The 18152-nt window shown below is 64.2% G+C and carries 22 protein-coding genes and 1 pseudogene; 12 read left to right on the forward strand and 11 right to left on the reverse strand.

The window, feature by feature from the left end; translation table 11 throughout:
- Window positions 1-111: 111 nt before the first annotated feature.
- From C8J36_RS13735 to C8J36_RS13745, 3 genes are all read left to right on the forward strand, one after another.
- The gene (locus tag C8J36_RS13735) at window positions 112-870 is read left to right on the forward strand and encodes a type 1 glutamine amidotransferase (protein ID WP_132535662.1); all 759 of its coding nucleotides are present in this window, start codon (window positions 112-114) and stop codon (window positions 868-870) included.
- A 98-nt stretch (window positions 871-968) separates the two neighbouring features.
- Complete coding sequence (locus tag C8J36_RS13740; protein ID WP_132535664.1) at window positions 969-1745, forward strand: pentapeptide repeat-containing protein; 777 nt, start codon at window positions 969-971, stop codon at window positions 1743-1745.
- A 28-nt stretch (window positions 1746-1773) separates the two neighbouring features.
- On the forward strand, window positions 1774-2235 hold the full coding sequence (locus C8J36_RS13745; protein ID WP_132535666.1) for a GFA family protein: 462 nt from the start codon (window positions 1774-1776) through the stop codon (window positions 2233-2235).
- A gap of 3 nt (window positions 2236-2238) precedes the next feature.
- On the opposite strand, the gene C8J36_RS13750 is transcribed toward C8J36_RS13745, so the two are convergent.
- The 5 genes and pseudogenes from C8J36_RS13750 to lepA all read right to left on the reverse strand — a co-directional run bounded on the left by C8J36_RS13750 (window position 2239) and on the right by lepA (window position 5244).
- Window positions 2239-2538 carry a CcdB family protein gene (locus tag C8J36_RS13750; protein WP_132535668.1) on the reverse strand — a complete coding sequence of 100 codons (300 nt, stop codon included), beginning with the start codon at window positions 2536-2538 and terminating at the stop codon, window positions 2239-2241.
- Complete coding sequence (locus C8J36_RS13755) at window positions 2538-2768, reverse strand: type II toxin-antitoxin system CcdA family antitoxin (RefSeq protein ID WP_132535670.1); 231 nt, start codon at window positions 2766-2768, stop codon at window positions 2538-2540. Before C8J36_RS13755 ends, C8J36_RS13750 begins: the two co-directional genes overlap by 1 nt.
- 127 nt (window positions 2769-2895) lie before the next feature.
- Window positions 2896-3105 (reverse strand): DUF1508 domain-containing protein, encoded by a 210-nt coding sequence (locus C8J36_RS25340; RefSeq protein ID WP_245506572.1) that lies wholly within the window; start codon window positions 3103-3105, stop codon window positions 2896-2898.
- A 12-nt stretch (window positions 3106-3117) separates the two neighbouring features.
- A pseudogene (locus C8J36_RS25345) lies at window positions 3118-3270 on the reverse strand (DUF1508 domain-containing protein); the annotation flags it as partial.
- A 147-nt stretch (window positions 3271-3417) separates the two neighbouring features.
- On the reverse strand, window positions 3418-5244 hold the full coding sequence (gene lepA / locus C8J36_RS13765; RefSeq protein ID WP_062595408.1) for a translation elongation factor 4: 1827 nt from the start codon (window positions 5242-5244) through the stop codon (window positions 3418-3420).
- 131 nt (window positions 5245-5375) lie between these two features.
- On the opposite strand from lepA, the gene C8J36_RS13770 reads away from it, so the two are divergent.
- Genes C8J36_RS13770 through C8J36_RS13780 form a run of 3 tightly spaced genes read left to right on the forward strand, consistent with a single transcriptional unit; the run spans window position 5376 to window position 7306 of the window.
- On the forward strand, window positions 5376-6005 hold the full coding sequence (locus C8J36_RS13770; RefSeq protein ID WP_132535931.1) for an XRE family transcriptional regulator: 630 nt from the start codon (window positions 5376-5378) through the stop codon (window positions 6003-6005).
- On the forward strand, window positions 6002-6586 hold the full coding sequence (locus tag C8J36_RS13775) for a GNAT family N-acetyltransferase (protein WP_132535674.1): 585 nt from the start codon (window positions 6002-6004) through the stop codon (window positions 6584-6586). Before C8J36_RS13770 ends, C8J36_RS13775 begins: the two co-directional genes overlap by 4 nt.
- Before the next feature lie 54 nt (window positions 6587-6640).
- Window positions 6641-7306 (forward strand): OmpA family protein, encoded by a 666-nt coding sequence (locus tag C8J36_RS13780; protein ID WP_062595410.1) that lies wholly within the window; start codon window positions 6641-6643, stop codon window positions 7304-7306.
- Window positions 7307-7365: 59 nt separating this feature from the next.
- Here C8J36_RS13780 and C8J36_RS13785 read toward each other — a convergent pair whose 3' ends face one another.
- Complete coding sequence (locus tag C8J36_RS13785) at window positions 7366-8406, reverse strand: lysine-2,3-aminomutase-like protein (RefSeq protein WP_132535933.1); 1041 nt, start codon at window positions 8404-8406, stop codon at window positions 7366-7368.
- Window positions 8407-8411: 5 nt separating this feature from the next.
- Entirely contained in the window at window positions 8412-9476 is a 1065-nt protein-coding gene (gene epmA / locus C8J36_RS13790; protein ID WP_132535676.1) for an EF-P lysine aminoacylase EpmA, read from the reverse strand.
- 211 nt (window positions 9477-9687) lie between these two features.
- Between epmA and efp the strand changes: the two genes are divergently transcribed.
- A complete protein-coding gene (gene efp / locus C8J36_RS13795) occupies window positions 9688-10257 on the forward strand; it encodes an elongation factor P (protein WP_132535678.1) in 570 nt (189 codons plus the stop codon).
- A 75-nt stretch (window positions 10258-10332) separates the two neighbouring features.
- Here the strand turns inward: efp and C8J36_RS13800 are convergent, their stop codons facing one another.
- A complete protein-coding gene (locus C8J36_RS13800) occupies window positions 10333-10662 on the reverse strand; it encodes a hypothetical protein (protein WP_062595601.1) in 330 nt (109 codons plus the stop codon).
- A 50-nt stretch (window positions 10663-10712) separates the two neighbouring features.
- Window positions 10713-10967 carry a GlsB/YeaQ/YmgE family stress response membrane protein gene (locus C8J36_RS13805; RefSeq protein ID WP_062471330.1) on the reverse strand — a complete coding sequence of 85 codons (255 nt, stop codon included), beginning with the start codon at window positions 10965-10967 and terminating at the stop codon, window positions 10713-10715.
- A gap of 273 nt (window positions 10968-11240) precedes the next feature.
- Here C8J36_RS13805 and mbfA point away from each other — a divergent pair, with 273 nt between their 5' ends.
- A complete protein-coding gene (mbfA, locus tag C8J36_RS13810) occupies window positions 11241-12224 on the forward strand; it encodes an iron exporter MbfA (RefSeq protein WP_132535680.1) in 984 nt (327 codons plus the stop codon).
- 13 nt (window positions 12225-12237) lie between these two features.
- Here the strand turns inward: mbfA and C8J36_RS13815 are convergent, their stop codons facing one another.
- Together C8J36_RS13815 and C8J36_RS13820 are read right to left on the reverse strand one after the other, a co-directional pair.
- On the reverse strand, window positions 12238-12630 hold the full coding sequence (locus tag C8J36_RS13815; protein WP_132535682.1) for a VOC family protein: 393 nt from the start codon (window positions 12628-12630) through the stop codon (window positions 12238-12240).
- Window positions 12627-13247 (reverse strand): transglutaminase-like cysteine peptidase, encoded by a 621-nt coding sequence (locus C8J36_RS13820; protein WP_062595414.1) that lies wholly within the window; start codon window positions 13245-13247, stop codon window positions 12627-12629. The genes C8J36_RS13815 and C8J36_RS13820 overlap by 4 nt, the downstream gene beginning before the upstream one ends.
- A gap of 465 nt (window positions 13248-13712) precedes the next feature.
- Between C8J36_RS13820 and C8J36_RS13825 the strand changes: the two genes are divergently transcribed.
- The 4 genes from C8J36_RS13825 to ugpC all read left to right on the forward strand — a co-directional run bounded on the left by C8J36_RS13825 (window position 13713) and on the right by ugpC (window position 18126).
- Window positions 13713-15065: an extracellular solute-binding protein gene (locus tag C8J36_RS13825; RefSeq protein WP_132535683.1), complete on the forward strand. Its 1353-nt coding sequence runs from the start codon at window positions 13713-13715 to the stop codon at window positions 15063-15065.
- Window positions 15066-15143: 78 nt separating this feature from the next.
- Window positions 15144-16034, forward strand: a complete 891-nt coding sequence (locus C8J36_RS13830; protein WP_062595416.1) for a sugar ABC transporter permease — start codon at window positions 15144-15146, stop codon at window positions 16032-16034.
- 7 nt (window positions 16035-16041) lie between these two features.
- Complete coding sequence (locus C8J36_RS13835) at window positions 16042-16929, forward strand: ABC transporter permease subunit (RefSeq protein ID WP_132535684.1); 888 nt, start codon at window positions 16042-16044, stop codon at window positions 16927-16929.
- A gap of 57 nt (window positions 16930-16986) precedes the next feature.
- Window positions 16987-18126, forward strand: a complete 1140-nt coding sequence (ugpC, locus tag C8J36_RS13840; protein WP_132535686.1) for a sn-glycerol-3-phosphate ABC transporter ATP-binding protein UgpC — start codon at window positions 16987-16989, stop codon at window positions 18124-18126.
- Window positions 18127-18152: the final 26 nt, after the last annotated feature.

Consider the following 18152-nt stretch of genomic DNA (forward strand, 5'->3'; position numbering starts at 1 on the left):
AGGTCAAGGCTCGCAGCGCAAAAGTGCCGGAAATGCGGGCTTGAACCCTGCCTCTTGATCGCAAGGACGGCCCGTGCTCTCTACGCACGAGACCACGTCTGCGGAGCCGCCATGCACGTCCTCGTCATCGAAAACATGCCGCAGTCCGATCTCGGTCTGGTCGGCGTGGCGCTGAGGGAGGCCGGCGCGCGCCTCGATATCCGCAAGGCCTATGCGCAGGACCCCCTGCCGGCGGACTGCGACGCCTATGATGCGATGGTGGTGCTGGGCGGAGAGCAGAGCGCGCTCGACGACGCGCTTTACCCCTATCTCCCGGACCTGACCCACCTCATGCGCCGCTTTACCGAAACGGACCGGGCAGTCCTCGGCATCTGTCTCGGCAGCCAGCTTCTCGCGCGGGCCCATGGCGCGGACAATCACCTCGGCACGGCGCGGGAGTTCGGCTGGCAGTCGGTCGCGCTGACGCCGGCCGGTCTCGCGGACCCCGTCCTCTCGGCCGCAGGCGAACGCTTCCCGGTCTTCGAGTGGCATTCCGACACCTTCACCCTGCCGCCCGGAGCGGAGGTTCTGGCCTGGAACGACACGGTTCCGCTGCAAGCCTTCCGCATCGGCCGGGCGAGCTACGGCATGCAGTTTCATTTCGAGGCGGGAACGGCCGTGATCGCCACGTGGAAGGAGATCTACAAGGACCAGATCGACCGGATCGATCCGGACTGGCTTTCCCGTTCCGCCCGTCTCCAGGCACGACATGGCGCGGCGTCCGACAGAGCGGGGCTGGCGCTCGCACGCGCCTGGGTCGAAACGATCCTCGTCCAGCAAGGGGAAGAAGCGGCATCGGCGCATCGCGAGCGAAACGTCTCTCAAGGCTGACGAAACGCCCGCCGACCATTGCGGCTTCAAGGCCTTCCCCCTATTCTCTTGATCATGAAGAGGTGGAGGACGCGCCGGTCTCCGGCGTGCGAGGCGCAATGATAGACCCTGCCGGACAGACGTCGAACCCATCGGTTCGCAATCGGATCGATGCGCGCTGCAGAACGCTGCTGCGCGTCGGCCTGCCGGTTGCCGGCCTCTTCGCCGGCATCGTCATCGCCAGTCTCTACGGCACGACAGGTCCCGCCGCGGCCGCGGATTGCGAAGCGACGCCGAATGCCGGGATCGACTGGAGCGGCTGCAGCAAGGCCAACCTCATGCTGCCCTCGAGCACCCTGACCAATGCGGTCCTCGCCGGCGCCAATCTATCGGCCACCGATCTCGGCGGATCGGATCTCGCCGGTGCGAACCTCGAGAAAGCCACGCTGATCCGGGCCTCGCTGAGCGGTGCGACGGCGCAAAAGGCGAATTTCAAGCGGATCGAAGCCTACCGCTCCAACTTTTCCGGCATCAAGGCGGCCGGCGCGTCCTTCGCCGGCGCCGAACTGCAACGCACCAACCTGACCGAAGCGGACCTGACCGGGGCCGATTTCAGCAAGGCGGAGCTGTCGCGCGTCAACTTCGGGAAATCGACCCTGACCGGCACGCGCTTCTCGCTCGCCAATCTCGCCCGGGCCAAGCTGACGGGCGCGACCTTCGAAGGGCCGATCGCGTTCGACGAGGCGTTCCTCTACCTGACCCGCATCGAAGGGCTCGATCTCTCGACGGCAACCGGCCTGAAACAGGAGCAGATCGCGCTCGCCTGCGGCGATGCCAAGACGACGCTTCCACAGGGACTGACGCCGCCGCCGAATTGGCCTTGCAAGCACGACTGATCCTGAGAGCACGATGGAAGGAACGGGAATGGCGCACGACCGGCCGCATCTGCCTCTGACCGGCGCCTGCCGCTGCGGCCAGGTTCGCCTGCGCATCACGGCCCAGCCGATCCTGACCATGGCCTGCCATTGCACGGGATGCCAGAAGATGACGGCTGGACCCTATTCCCTCAGCGTCGCCGTTCCCGCAGCGGGCTTCACGGTTGCCGAGGGCGAACCGGTGATCGGCGGTCTGCATGGCGACATGCTGCACCATTTCTGCTGCCCGCACTGCCTGAGCTGGATGTTCACGCGGATCGACGGCCTGCCGGATATGGTCAATGTCCGCGCGACCATGCTGGACGATCTCACATGGTATCGCCCCTTCATCGAGACCTATACCTGCGAAAAGCTCGCCTTCGCCGAAACGGGTGCCGCACACAGCTACGAGCGCTTCCCGCCGATGGCGGATTTCGAGCGGCTGATCGGCGCCTATCACGCCGCGAGGTGAGGGTCAGAAGCCCTGGAACAGGAAGTCGAGCGCGGCTGTGATCTCGTCGGAACGCGACGACAGGTTCACGACCTCGCGGCCGATGTCGCGCTGATCGACGGCGGACATTCTCTGCGTCGCCAGGGAATAGGTCTGCCCGTCGATCACAAAACGGGGATTGAGGCGACTGAAGGCCCAGGTCATCGTCGTCACCGGGTAGAGCGGCGCCATAACCCGTGTCGGCAGCAACTCCACGAGATCCGCCTGCAGATCCAGCGCAATGACCTCGGAAGACTTCAGCGCATAGACCCGGAAGCGAGCCATCAGAACTGGCGGTACTTCGCCAAGGGCAGCCCGTGCTTTTCGATATAGTCTCTCTCGGCTCGGAACGCCTCGGCGTTCTCGATCAGCCAGAGGCGCTCCCGCTCCGCCTTGACCGCCTTGGCGACGCCGTCGGCGGCCGCGCTCGCAATATCGATGTTCAGTTCCAGCGCGTCGGCGACGAGTTTGTCGTCGAGCGCGACATCCGGCCTGGTTCGGGCGGTTTGCGACATGGGATCATCCTCGATCAAGGCCCGGGCCGCCTGCACATCTTCCGGCACATCTGCAGATCGCTTCCGGGCGAGACGAACAGGATAGACCATCCCGTCCGGAAGAAAAGAGGCACCGCGTCGAACGGCTTCACGCCGTGACGGTTTCATCCTCGACCGGCGCCCCCGGCGCGTTCTTCTTGATGGATTCGATGCAGTTCTTGGCGCTGGCCTTCGAGGCATAGGCTTCGGACTGGACCATGGGCTCGCCGTTTGCCGCCTTGAACCGGACGAAGTGTTCGCCGCCCTTGTTCTCGACGATCTCGAAGCGGTAACCGGATCCGGTCTTGTCCTTGGTCAGATCGACGGTGGACGCGCCCGGCGCGTTCTTCTTGATCGATTCGATGCAATTCTTGGCGCTGGCTTTCGACGCGTAGTTCTCCGACCAGACCATCACTTCGGCATTGTAGAGGAATTGGGCCCGAAACTGGCCGCCGGCAGCTTTCAGGATCTTGAACTTGTGCATGTCGTCTCCTTCCCTTCGGCCAAAAGCGGGTGCTTCCGTCCGTCAGTGAAACCTACAACAAAACAGGCAGGACCGAAATGCAAAGTAACAAATGACACAGTAGCCGGCCCCGGGATCGGAAATGGAGGGCCGGCTGTGTCTCGCGCCTTACTCGTCGCTCATCTTCAGGGCGGCGATGAAGGCTTCCTGCGGGATATCGACCTTGCCGAACTGGCGCATGCGCTTCTTGCCGGCCTTCTGCTTGTCGAGCAGCTTGCGCTTGCGGCTGGCGTCACCGCCATAGCACTTGGCCGTCACGTCCTTGCGCATGGCCGAGATCGTCTCGCGGGCAATGACGTTGCCGCCGATGGCCGCCTGGATCGGGATCTTGAACATGTGCCGCGGGATCAGATCCTTCAGCTTCTCGCACATGTCGCGTCCGCGCTTCTCGGCCGCCGAGCGGTGCACGAGCATCGACAGCGCATCGACCGGCTCGCCATTGACCATGATCGACATCTTCACGAGGTTTCCCTCCTTGTAGCCGTCGAGATGGTAGTCGAACGAGGCATAGCCCTTGGAGATCGACTTCAGCCGGTCGTAGAAGTCGAACACGACTTCGTTGAGCGGCAGCTCATAGGTGAGCATGGCGCGCTTGCCGACATAGGTCAGTTCCGTCTGCACGCCGCGCCGGTCCTGGCAGAGCTTCAGGATGCCGCCGAGATAATCGTCGGGGGTCAGGATCGTCGCCTTGATCCAGGGCTCGTGGATCTCGGAAATGCGCACCGGGTCCGGCATGTCGGCCGGGTTGTGCAGTTCCTTCTCGGTGCCGTCCGTCATGGTCAGCTTGTAGACCACCGACGGCGCGGTGGCGATCAGGTCGAGGTCGAACTCGCGCTCAAGACGTTCCTGGATGATCTCAAGATGCAGCAAGCCGAGGAAGCCGCAGCGGAAGCCGAAGCCGAGGGCGGCCGAGCTTTCCATTTCGAAGGAGAAGGACGCATCGTTGAGGCGCAGCTTGCCCATGGCCGAGCGCAGATCCTCGAAATCGGCGGCATCGACCGGGAAGAGGCCGCAGAACACGACCGGCTGGGCCGGCTTGAAGCCCGGCAGCGCCTGCGCCGTCGGCTTTTTGTCCTCGGTGATGGTGTCGCCGACGCGGGTATCGGCCACTTCCTTGATGGAACCGGTGAAGAAGCCGATTTCGCCTGGTCCGAGACTGTCGACCGCCAGCATTTTCGGCGTGAGCACGCCGACGCGCTCCACCTGGTATTTGGCATCCGTGCCCATCATGCGGATCGTCTGGCCCTTGGCGAGCACGCCGTCGATGACGCGCACGAGAACCATGACGCCGAGATAGGTGTCGTACCAGCTGTCCACCAGCAGCGCCTTCAGCGGCGCTTTTTCCCCGCCCGGGCTTTTCGGCGCCGGCAACTGATGGACGATCGCCTCGAGCACGTCGGGAATGCCGAGGCCGGTCTTGGCCGAGATCAGCACGGCCTGGCTGGCGTCGATGCCGATGACCTCTTCGATCTGCTCGCGGATGCGGTCGGGTTCGGCCGCCGGCAGGTCGATCTTGTTGAGGACCGTGACGATCTCGTGATTGTTGTCGATCGCCTGGTAGACGTTTGCCAGCGTCTGCGCCTCGACGCCCTGGCTGGCATCCACCACCAGCAGCGAGCCTTCGCAGGCCGATAGCGAGCGGGAGACTTCATAGGCGAAGTCGACATGGCCGGGCGTGTCGATCAGGTTCAGGATGTAGGTTTCGCCATTGTTGGCCTTGTAGTGCAGACGCACCGTCTGGGCCTTGATGGTGATGCCGCGCTCGCGCTCGATATCCATCGAGTCCAGCACCTGCTCGGACATGTCGCGCTCGGCAAGACCGCCTGTCGACTGGATCAACCGGTCGGCAAGCGTCGACTTGCCATGATCGATATGGGCGACGATGGAGAAGTTGCGGATATGATCCAGCGGCGTCTTGGAGGATGGTGTGCTCATGCGCCCGCATATAGCAGCGCTCCTGACGGGCGCAAAGCGGGAAATGCAGGGTGTTCAGCATTCGGATACCATAATGTCCAGCACCACCAACGTGTCTTGACTCCATCATACAAGACGATATTTCTCTTATGATGGAAAATGATCTCGCATCGTTCGACCCTGATATCGCCGAGAGACTGCGGGCCTTGCGGCAGGCGCGCGCCACGACGCTCGACGCGCTGGCGCAGCGGTCCGGCGTCAGCCGTGCCATGATCTCCCGCATCGAGCGCGGCGAGGCCAATCCCACCGCCCAGCTTCTGGCGCGCCTCTGCCACGCGCTCGGCACGACGCTCTCGCGCTTCTTTGCCGAGGAAGCACCAAAGGAAACACCCTTGCGGCGCGCGGGCGGGCAGCATGTCTGGCGCGATCCGGAGACGGGCTATCTCCGGCGCGCCGTTTCTCCGGAAGCCACCGGCTCCCCGGTCGATATCGTCGATGTCGCTTTCCCGCCCGGCGGGCGGGTCGTGTTCGAACCGCAGCTTTTCGAGCCCCATCTTTTCGAGCCCAAGGCATTCGAGAGCGGCACGACGCAGCATCTCTGGATGCTCGATGGGCGCATGACGATGACGGCGGGCGACGAGACCTACGATCTCCACAGCGGCGACTGCCTGTTCATGCGGCTGAGCGAGACGATCGTCTTCTCGAACCCGCACGAACATCCCGCCCGCTACGCCATCATCCTGCATCGCGGCCATCCACAAACGAGCAAGGGACGCGCATGACCATCGTACCCCCCGACAGACCGCAGACGATCCGCCCCCTGACCGGAGACGAGGCCCGCACCGTCATCCCCGCTTTGTCCGCGATCCTGACCGATTGCGTTGCCGACGGCGCCTCGGTCGGCTTTCTCTCGCCCTTCACCGAGGCCGATGCGGCGATTTACTGGCGCGGCGTCGCCGATGCCGTGGCGAACAGGCAGGTCGTGCTCATGGTCGCGGAGCATGCGGGCGAGATCCTCGGCACGGTACAGCTCGGCATCGCCCTTCCGCCCAACCAGCCGCATCGGGCGGATCTGAAGAAGCTTCTCGTTCACCGGCGCGGCCGCGGGCACGGCCTTGCCCGGTCGTTGATGGACGCTGCGGAGGAGCAGGCGCTGGCGCTCGGGCGGCATCTTCTCGTGCTGGATACGGCGACCGGCAGTCCGGCCGAGGCGATCTATGCCCGGCTCGGCTGGAGTCGGGCCGGGGTCGTCCCCGATTACGCGCTCTTTCCCGATGGCAGCTTCTGCGGCTCGACCTTTTTCTACAAGTCGCTTCTCTCGAACGACACGCCTGTCCCGGCCGAAAACCGATTTCCATCATAAGGCCGCAATCAATGCTATGAGGAGCAGGGAGCAATTTTGGGGACTCTTGATTCGATGATGAAGAAAATCGCCATCATGGCCGTGTCGGCCATCTATCTTTCCGGCTGCACGACCACCGACCCGTATACGGGCGAACAGAAGATGTCGAACACGGCAGGCGGCGCGCTGATCGGTGCCGGCCTCGGCGCCGCGACCGGCCTTCTCGTCGGCGGCAGCGCCCGCGGGCGGCGTGATTCCGCGCTGGTCGGCGCCGGTATCGGCGCGCTCGGCGGCGGTCTCATCGGCAACTACATGGACAGCCAGGAAAGCGAGCTGCGCGCCCAGCTTCAGGGCACCGGCGTCTCCGTCACTCGCCAGGGCGACCGCATCATCCTGAACATGCCGTCGAACATCACGTTCGCGACCGATCAGGACCAGGTCATGCCCGGCTTCTATGCGACGCTGAACTCGGTCGCGATCGTGCTGCGCAAGTTCAACAAGACGCTGGTCGATGTCGACGGCCACACGGATTCGACCGGCAGCGCCGGCTACAACCAGGGTCTCTCGGAACGCCGCGCCGCATCCGTTGCCAACTATCTCGGCAGCCAGGGCGTGGACCAGCGCCGCATGTCGGCCATGGGCTATGGCGCCGAACGTCCGGTCGCCTCCAATTCGAGCGAAGCCGGCCGCGCCCAGAACCGTCGCGTGGAAATCTCCATCGCGCCGATCAAGGAACAGTAGGCGTCCTTTCGCTTTTTGCAGGACGAAAGCCGGTGCCGCGAGGTGCCGGCTTTTTGCGTTCAGACGGGCGGATAGTCGTGAAGGCCGCCGCGGAAATCCTCGACCCTGTGGCCCCCGTCCGTCGGTGCGATGCTCGGGGCCGCGATGACCGCCTTGCCATGGCCGCCGGGAATGTCGAGCACGTAAGTCGGCTGGCAGAGGCCCGAGATCGTGCCGCGCAGGGCGGCGACCAGCGCCTGCCCTTCTTCCACCGACAGGCGGAAATGCGCGGTTCCCGGCGCGAGATCCGGATGATGCAGGTAATAGGGCTTGATGCGGGTCTCGACGAAGGCCCGCATGAGGGCGCCCAGCGTCTCGACATCGTCGTTGACGCCCTTCAACAACACCGTCTGGCTCACCATGACGATGCCGGCATCCACCAGCCGGGCGCACGCCTCGCGCGCCTGATCCGTCAGCTCGCGCGGATGGTTGGCATGCAAGGCGACATAGACCGTCTTGCGGCTCGCCTGGAGCGCGGCGATCAGCGCCGCATCGATCCGTGCGGGATCGACGGCGGGAACGCGGCTGTGCAGCCGGACGATCTTGACATGCGCGATGGCTGCCAGCCGGCCCATGATGTCGGCGAGCCTGCGGGGGGACAGCACCAGCGGATCGCCGCCGGTCAGAATGACCTCCCAGATCCCGGCATGGTCGGCGATATAGGCGATGGCCGCATCCAGCGCGTCGCCGGCGAGCATTCCCAGCCCCTCCGGGCCGACCATCTCGCGGCGGAAGCAGAAGCGGCAATAGACCGGGCAGACATGCACGGCCTTCAGGAGCACGCGATCCGGATAGCGATGCACGATGCCGTCGACGGGGCTATGGGCGGCATCGCCGATCGGGTCGGCGCGCTCTTCCGGCCTGTGGTCGAGTTCGGCGATATCGGGAACGAACTGCAGCGCGATCGGATCGCGCGGATCGGCGGGATCGATCAGCGCGGCCATTTCAGGCGTGATGCCGATGGCGTAGCGGCGCGCAACGGCCTCGACATCGCCGGCGTGAGGTCCCACCAACCCGGCATCGCGCAGCTGGCCCACGCTCTTCAGCGGCAATTCCTTCACAGGGGTCACCGGTCCACCCCCGTCTCGGCCACCGGCGCCCAGAGCACCTGTTCGATCCGCGCCGCGTCGGTTGCCAGCATCACCAGACGGTCGAAACCGAGCGCGCTGCCGCTTGCCTCCGGCATGATCGCAAGGGCGGCGAGAAAATCCTCGTCGATCGGGTAGCGCTCGCCATAGATGCGGCTCTTTTCCGCCATTTCCAGCTCGAACCGCCGCCGCTGCTCGCCGGCATCCGTCAGCTCGCCGAACGCATTGGCGAGCTCGACGCCGCAGGCATAGAGCTCGAACCGCTCCGCGACGCGCGGGTCTTCCGGCGACGGACGGGCAAGGGCGGCTTCGGCGACAGGATACTCCATCAGGATCGTCGCCCGGCCGAGGCCGAGATACGGCTCGATCTTTTCGACCAGAACCCGGCTGAAGAGATCGGACCAGCTGTCGTCTTCCGCCATGCGGATGCCGGCCCCGGCGACAGCTGCGGCCAGCGCCTCGCGGTCGGTCTCGCCGGCGGGGGCGATCGTCGCGAGAAGGTCGATGCCGGAATAGCGGGCAAACGCCTCCGCCAGCGTCAGGCGCTCGGGTTCCAGCGCGGGATCGCAGGACCGACCGCGATGGCCGAGCCTCCGCGTTTGCGCAGCCTCGGCCGCGCGCTGCAGCATCTCGTGGCCGTCCGCCATCAGCGACTGGTAGGTTTCGCCGGCCCGATACCATTCGAGCATGGTGAATTCGGGATGATGCAGCGGTCCGCGTTCCCGGTTGCGATAGACGGGCGCAAAGCAGGCGATGCGGCGTTCGCCGGCGGCCAGCAGTTTCTTGCAGGCGAACTCCGGCGAGGTGTGGAGATAGAGCGGTGCGCGCGTGCCGTCGGGGCCGATCGCGGCCGTCTCGAAGGCATGGAGATGGGCCTCGTTTCCGGGCGAGACCTGAAGGGCTGCGGTTTCCACCTCGATGAAATCCTCCCGCGCGAGATAGTCGCGCAGCGCCGCCTTGATCCGGTTGCGGGCCACGAGAAAGGGACGGCGATCGGCGTGAACATGCGGCGTCCACCAGGGAGAGGCTGCGGCTGGTGTCATGGCGGGGTCGGTCCGTGGTTCGATCTCGGGCATCGCCTCGGCGTGCAGGCAGCCCTTTCCGTTCGGGCATTCCTGCGGCATCCAAGCGGCCCGCACTGGCTATTTGCCCTGATATGCGCTAGGTGCGGCCCAAATCCGGTTTTATCCGCATCGCAGATGGGGCAGATGTCCACGCTCTACGATGCATCTTTACCAGTTACAAGGAAGACTTATGGTCAAGGTGATCGCCTCCTCCGTTCGCAAGGGCAATGTGCTCGACGTCGACGGCAAGCTCTATGTCGTTCTCACGGCCGCCAACTTCCACCCCGGCAAGGGCACGCCGGTGACGCAGGTGGATATGCGCCGGATCTCCGACGGCGTGAAGGTTTCCGAGCGCTACCGCACGACCGAGCAGGTCGAACGCGCCTATGTCGAGGACAGCGATCACACCTTCCTCTATGAAGATGGCGAAGGCTTCCACTTCATGAACCCGGCAAACTACGACCAGCTGGTGATGACTTCCGACGACATCGGCGACCAGAAGGTCTTCCTTCAGGATGGCATGACGGTCACGCTGTCGATCCACGAAGGCCTTGCCATCGCGATCCAGCTGCCGCGCCATGTGACGCTCGAAATCGTCGAGACCGAGCCGGTCACCAAGGGCCAGACGGCGTCCTCGTCCTACAAGCCGGCCATCCTGTCGAACGGCGTGCGCACGCTCGTGCCCCCGCATATCGTCGCCAACACCCGCGTCGTCATCGCGACGGAAGACAATTCCTACGTCGAGCGCGCCAAGGACTGATCGTCGCGCAAGCGACCCATAGAAAAGGGCGCCGCGATGAACGGCGCCCTTTTTTCGTTCCGGCCTTAAAGCCGATCAGTGCTTCAGTTCGGGATAGGCTTCGGCCACGTCCGACGCATCGCTGCGCGTATCGTCATAGCCTTCGAGCGTCACCGAAACGGCATCCTCCACATCCAGCCCGCCGTCGCGGCGGACCGGAATGCGGTCGCCATTGGCCCGCACGAGCGTTGCCTCGCCCTTGAAGCCCTGGTTCAGCAGCCAGTCGCGCGGTGCGCTGAGCTTGATGCGCACCTGACGCGATTCGTCCTCTTCACGGGCGACGATCAGCTCGTAGGTCACAGGCTGCGTCTGCCCGTTGATTTCGAGCCTGCCCTGACCGTTGCCTTCGGCAGCGAATGTCAGCATGTTCATCTCCTAGAAATCGGTCGCGATCCGGTGTTTTTTCCGGGCGTCGCTTAGCGACGGACCATTCGACCGATGGCGATCAGGATGCAGGCCCCGATGAAGCCCGTGATCAGGTAGGCGATCCAGCCGGCGCCGAGCGACACGCCGATGGCGGCCAGAATGGCGTTGAGCACGACGGCACCGATGATGCCGAGGATGATGTTCATGAACACGCCCATATTGGACTTCATGAACTGTTCTGCGAGCCAACCGGCGAAACCGCCGATGATGATTGCTGCGAGCCAGCCTACGCCGTTAACGTCCATTGTCATTCTCCGTGGGTTCAATAAATTCGAATTGCCAGAGTGAACGTGGAGCGTGTGGTTTTGTTCCGCCTACGGGTCCGGCAGCGTAAGGCTCGTCTTAGCAGCGCGTTCGCCATGTCGTCCCGTGCATGGCAGGTCCTGTCGGCCTTCCGGCACGCGATATCCGGGCGTCGGGCGGGCATCGGGGCGCCGGAAGGGCATCGGCGGGTGCATTCGCGCTTGATCTTCCCACAGAAGGGTCTAGTTTAGAACCATTCTAATTCAGGACCGATCATGCTGACGACATTCTTCTCCCGCTCCCGCCGCGTCTTCGACAGTTTGAGCGAACAGGAAATCCTCGCGCTGGCGATCTCCTCCGAGGAGGACGATGCCCGGATCTATCTGGCCTATGCCGATCACCTGCGCGCCGCCTATCCCGCTTCGGCCAAAGTGTTCGAGGACATGGCCCAGGTCGAACAGACCCATCGCAACATGCTGATCGACATGCACCGCCGCCGCTTCGGCGAGCGGATCCCGCTTCTTCGCCGGGAGCATGTCAGCGGCTTCATCCGCCAGAAGCCCGATTGGCTGCAGCGCAACCTGACGCTCGACCAGATGCGCCAGGAGGCCGAGACGATGGAGCGGCAGGCGCAGAACTTCTACCACGAGGCCGCCAAGCGGACCGGCGACGCGGAAACGCGAAAACTGCTCGGCGATCTCGCTCTGGCGGAAGAGGGTCACGAAGACATCGCCCGCATGCTCGGCGCGCGGCACACGCCCGACGACGTCAAGACCTCGGAAGGCGAAACGGCGCGGCGGCAATTCGTGCTGACCTATGTGCAGCCGGGGCTTGCGGGTCTCATGGACGGATCGGTCTCGACGCTGGCGCCGATCTTCGCCGCAGCCTTTGCGACGCAGGACACCTGGCAGACCTTCCTCGTCGGCCTCTCGGCCTCTGTCGGCGCCGGCATCTCGATGGGCTTCACCGAGGCCGCGCATGACGACGGCAAGATCTCCGGGCGCGGCTCGCCTGTGAAGCGGGGCCTCGCCTGCGGCATCATGACCGCCGTCGGCGGCCTCGGCCATGCCCTGCCCTATCTCATCCCGGATTTCTGGACCGCGACCACGCTCGCCGTCGCCGTCGTCTTCATCGAGCTCTGGGCCATCGCCTTCATCCAGAACCGCTTCATGGAAACGCCGTTCCTGCGCGCAGCCTTCCAGGTGGTGCTGGGCGGCGGACTGGTCCTCGGCGCCGGCATTCTGATCGGAAACAGTTGAGAACAGGCGTTCGTCAGTCTTTGCAGACGGCTTCGATGCGGTGACCATCGAGGTCGATCACAAAGGCTGCGTAGTAGGTCGGCCCATAATGCGCACGGACGCCCGGCGCGCCATTGTCTTTGCCGCCAAGCGCAAGGGCGGAAGCGTGGAACAGATCGACTGCCGCGCGGGTGGAGGCATGAAATGCAAGGTGAAAGCCCGCGCCTGGCGCACAGTCTTCTCCGGGTCGCAGCTTCAGACAAAGCTTATCGCCACCGCCGGGAAGGCCATAGCCGATCGCCTGGTCTTCGCTACCCTGCTCGAGATCTTCCCAGACCCTGACATAGCCCAGCGGCGTCAGGCACTCATCATAGAACCGCCCGGCGCGCACGATGTCAGACACACCGAGCGACAGGTGATGGATCATCGCCCGACCGAACCCACGACGATTTCGGCACCGTTTTCGATGGTGACCCAGCGGCCGGTGTTGAACGAGGCCTGGCGCTTGAGAAAGCGATAGGGGGTCTTCGTCCAGAGCTTCACCTCGTCGTCGAGATTGTCGAGGATGAAATCGCCCTGGGCGGTGCGCACGGTCAGGACCGCGTGGCCTTCGCCGTCCGGCTTGCGCACGACGGTGATCAGCACGTCCGCTGGCGAGAAGCCCTTCTCCATGAGGCGCTTGCGCTTGAGGAGAACATAGTCCTCGCAGTCGCCGGCCGTCGTCGGATAGGCCCAGACTTCATCCTGGCCGTAGAGTTCGAGGTCGGTAACCGGCGCGATCTCGTGATTGGTCTCGGCGTTGACGGTGCGGATGACGGACCAGCCATAGGCGGTGACGCGCGGTGCGGGGGTGGAACGGGTGCGGATGTCGCACTCGGCTGCATAGGTCTTGCAGAACTCGTAATGGCCGATGGGCTGGGATGTGATCGCGCCTGTCTGCATGGACAGCGTGGTTGCAGAGAGCGCCGGTACGGCAGCGCTTGCCGAAACGAGAAGGCCCGCAAGTGCGACGACCATTCCCTTGAGCCCCGTCATCTGTGCCATTCACATCCCCTGTGGCGCAGAGATGCATTCGCCGCAAAACATGCGACGTCCGGTCCCCGCTCAAATATGACAACAACGCCGGTTTCGCGTCTTGAAGGCTGCGCGCACCGCTCTAATCGTTAACAGAAAGTTAACAGCCAACTTCCCCCTGCGTCAATCTGAAGATTCAGGGATCGATTCATATGGTTAAAATTGGAGACATTTCGGCATCACCTGCGCCAAGTCTCTCATCGTATTATGTTTTCCCGGCGTCCGGTGCCTTTACACAAAAGGTTAACGCCATGCCGGCGGACTTTCGGGGAAGCTTGACCGGCTTGGCTGTTGCTGCGGTGCACCATTCCGCCCGTCATGATTCCGTAAAGGAAACGACGTCTGACTGTCATCGACGGCTGCTAGCAGCGGCGTGGATCTATCCGAGGCAACACGCCCGGATAGCCCTTCACGTCCCTGCGAGAGGCACAAGCGATGAAACCTTCCCTGCTCACATCCGTCCTCGGCGGCCTTCTGGCCGCCACGACGCTCACCGCCTTCACGGCGTCCCCGGCCCATGCGGAAAAGACCAGGTTCGAATTCTGGTACGGCCTGTCGGGCGATCTCAGCGAGCGCGTCCAGGAGGCCTGCTCGAAATTCAACCAGTCGCAGGGCGACTTCGAAGTCGTCTGCACCTCGCAGAACGGCTACGACACCACGCTGCAGAACACGATCGCGGCCTATCGCGCCAAGAAGCAGCCGGCCATCACCCAGATCTATGACGCCGGCACGCTGGACCTGATGCTCTCCAAAGCCTTCGTTCCCGCCAAGAAGCTGATGGCCGACAACGGCTACAAGATCGACTGGGACAATTATTTCGGCGGCATCGCCAATTATTACGCGACGGCCGCAGGCGAGCTGAACTCCTTCCCGTTCAACTCCTCGACCGCCATGTTCTATTACAATGTCGACGCCTTCCAGAAGGCCGGCATCGACTTCAAGCCGGACACCTGGGAACAGGTCGAGGAGGCCGCCCGCAAGCTGAAGGCTGCCGGCTACGCGTGCCCGATGGGCATGAGCTTCGACACCTGGGCGACGATGGAGCAGTTCTCGGCCATCCACAACCAGCCGATCGCGACGCAGGCCAACGGCTACAAGGGTCTCGACGCCGAAGTCGTCTTCAACAAGACCAAGTTCGTCGATCAGGTGAAGTTCCTGAAGAAACTGGCAGACGAAAAGCTGGTGGTCATCAAGACCAAGCAGCTCGGCATGGACGTCGTTCCCGCCTTCACCTCGCAGACCTGCCAGATGATCCAGACCTCGATCGCCGACCACGGCACGATCGGCAAGACGCTGCCGGAAGGCGTGAAGTGGGAGGTCGCCATGCTTCCCGTCTGGAAGGGCACCGAGCGGCAGAATTCGCTCGTCGGCGGCGCGTCGCTCTGGGTCATGGCCGGCCTTCCCGATGCGCAGTACAAGGGTGCGGCCGCCTTCCTCAACTATCTCGGCACGCCGGAGATGGCGCAGTGGTGGTCGACCGTCACCGGCTACATCCCCGTCACCAAGACCGGCTTCGAGGCCATGAAGGCCAACGGCTTCTACGACAAGGCCCCCTACAAGGGCCGTGAACTGGCGATCGACAGCCTCACCTATACGCCGACCTCGGAGAACACCCGCGGCATCCGCCTCGGCGGCTTCACGCAGATCCGCAAGGAAGTCGGTACCGCGCTCGAAGCGATCTTCATGCAGAACGCCGACGTGCAGACGGCGCTCGACCAGGCGGCCGAACGCAGCAATGCCGTGCTCCGCCGCTTCGAAAAGACCTATGCCGGGCAGACGCTGAACTAAGCCTCCCCGCCATCATCGCGCCTGCCGCCGCCTGGCGGCAGGCTTTCCTGCCTTCGAGTTCAACTCCGGAATTCCCCCATGGACAAACGCGCCGTCTTTCGAAGCTGGTGGCTGCCGACCGCCTTCGCCCTGCCCCAGCTCGCCCTCATCGCGCTGTTCTTCTACTGGCCGGCCGTCGCCGTCGTGCGCTGGGCGTTCACGCTGGAGCCGCCCTTCGGAGGATCGGCCGAATTCGTCGGTCTTGCCAATTTCCGCGAGGTGTTTGCCGATCCGCTCTACTGGAATTCGGTCCTCGTCAGCCTCACCTTCGCGCTCGCCGGCACGCTCAGCACCATCTTCATCGGCCTCGTGCTGGCGCTGGCGGTGGATCGGCAACTGCCCGGTTCGGGCGCCGTCCGCTTCCTTTACATCCTGCCCTATGCGATCGCGGGTCCGGCCGCCGGCATGGCGTTTCGGTTCATCCTGTCGCCCGAGCGCGGGCTGATGGCCTCGGTCAATGCCGTCCTTCCCGATTTCTGGAATCCGGCGAAATACGGCAGCCACGCGCTGATCCTCGTCATCGTCGTCTTCGCCTGGAAATGGGCCGGCTATACGTTCATCTTCCTGCTGGCCGGCCTGCAATCCGTGCCGAAATCGCTCACCGAAGCCGCCGCCATGGACGGTTCCGGGCCGATCCGCCGGGCGATCGACATCCAGATCCCGCTGCTTGCGCCCACGCTCTTCTTCCTGACCGTCATCATGATGACCGAGGGCTTCGTCGGACCGGACACCTACGGCATCGTCGCCCGCACCACGGATGGCGGTCCCAATCACGGCACCGACGTCATGGTCTACCGCATCGTCGAGGAGGCCTTTCGCGGCCTCAACTATTCCGGCGCCTCCGCCCAGAGCATCGTTCTCATCGGCCTCATCATGATCTTCACCTTCATCCAGTTCCGCTTCATCGAGCGGCGCGTGCACTACAAGTGAGACGGCCGTGATCCAGCGCACCCCCTATGCCGACGCCTTCACCTACGGTCTCATGGCCCTCGGCTTCCTCCTCCTCATCGGCCCTTTCGCGGTCATCGTCGCCGGCGCCAGCCAGACGGTGCAGCAGGTCAACGCCGTGCCCTTCAACTTCCTGCCGCAGAACCAGCTGATCGCCAACATGACGGCCGCCTGGACACGGGCGGACCTCGGCACGGCCATGCTGAACAGCTTCATCATGGCGACCCTGGTCACTTTCGGCAAAGTCGCACTCTCGGCGCTCACCGCCTTCTCCATCGTGTTCTTCCGCACGCCGCTCAAGCATTTCTTCTTCTGGATCGTCTTCATCACGCTGATGCTGCCGCTCGAAGTGCGCGTGGTCCCGACCTATGCGGTCGCCGCCGATCTGTTCGAGCCGATCCGCCTGCTGATCGCCTGGGTGACCGGCATCACGGTCTCGATCGAATGGAACCTGCTGAATTCCTATGCCGGCCTGACGCTGCCGCTGGTGGCGACGGCCACCGGCACCTTCCTCTATCGCCAGTTCTTCCTGACGCTCCCCGACGAGCTCGCCGAAGCCGCGCGCATGGATGGTTCCGGGCCTGCCCGCTTCTTCATCGACATGCTGCTCCCCCTCTCCCGCACCAACATGCTGGCGCTGACCACCATCATGTTCGTCTACGGCTGGAACCAGTATCTCTGGCCGCTGCTGATGATCACCGATCCCGCCTACAAGACGACGATGATGTCGCTCGTCTCTCTCCTGCCGGCCGAAAACGGCACGCCGGACTGGAACGTGACGCTGGCCGGCTCCCTCATCATCATGCTGCCACCGCTCCTCGTCGTCGCCGTCCTCCAGCGCTGGTTCGTCCGCGGCCTCGTCGCCAGCGAAAAGTGACCCTCCATCGCCGAAGAACGGCCCCATCCGAACGGCATTCCCAGAAAGGCTTCACCCATGGCTGACATCACCATCCGGGCCGTCCGCAAATCCTACGGCAAGACCGCGACGCTGCACGGCATCGACCTTGCCTTCGCCTCCGGCGAATTCGTCGTCATTCTCGGCCCCTCCGGCTGCGGCAAGTCCACGCTGCTGCGCATGATCGCCGGGCTCGAAGACATCACCGGCGGCGAGATCGAGATCAACGGCCGCGTCGTCAACACGCTCGAACCGCGCGAGCGCGGCTGCGCCATGGTGTTCCAGAACTATGCGCTCTATCCGCACATGACCGTGGCCGACAATATCGGCTATGCCCTGAAAGTCGCCGGCGTACCCAAGGCCGAGCGCCGGACGCGCATTGCCGAAACAGCCCGTATCGTCGGGCTTGGCGATTATCTCGAGCGCAAGCCTGCGGCCCTTTCGGGCGGCCAGCGCCAGCGCGTCGCCATGGCCCGCGCCATCATCCGCGAACCCGGCGTCTTCCTGTTCGACGAACCGCTGTCGAACCTCGATGCGACGCTGCGCGTCACCATGCGGGCGGAGATCCGCAAGCTGCATCAGCGGCTGTCGGCCACCTCGGTCTTCGTCACGCATGATCAGGTCGAGGCGATGACGCTCGCCGACAAGCTCGTCGTCATGAACAAGGGCCATGTGGAACAGGTCGGCCAGCCGCTCGACATCTATCATCGTCCGGCCAGCACCTTCGTCGCCTCGTTCATCGGCGCGCCGCCCATGAACCTGATCGATTGCAGCATCGATGCCACGGAAGCCGTTGCCCGCCACGAGCATCTGGCGATCCCCGTGCCGGCGGCCATCACGGCTGCCCTTGGCGGCCGTGCGGTGACGCTCGGCATTCGCCCGGAGGAATGCCGCGTCCTGCCGGTCGGCCAGGGCCTGCCGGCCCGGGTCGATTTCGTCGAGGAGCTCGGTTCGGGACGGATCGTCCACGTCGCCTTCGGCAGCCGCATCTTTGCAGCCGCCATTCCGGCTGATATCCGTGTGGTGCCCGGCGACCTGATCGGGCTCGCTTTGCCTGAGGCCCAGCTCCATGTCTTCCACCGCGAGACCGGCAAGCGCATCGATGTGACGCATTCGACCGGGCGTCTCGGGAGAAACCAGGGTCAAGACGCCGCACCGCAGGCCGCGGAAGCGGTTTGAACCACAGACGCATTCAGGACACCAAG

Source organism: Rhizobium sp. PP-F2F-G48, assembly GCF_004342335.1.
Taxonomy (GTDB): domain Bacteria; phylum Pseudomonadota; class Alphaproteobacteria; order Rhizobiales; family Rhizobiaceae; genus Ferranicluibacter.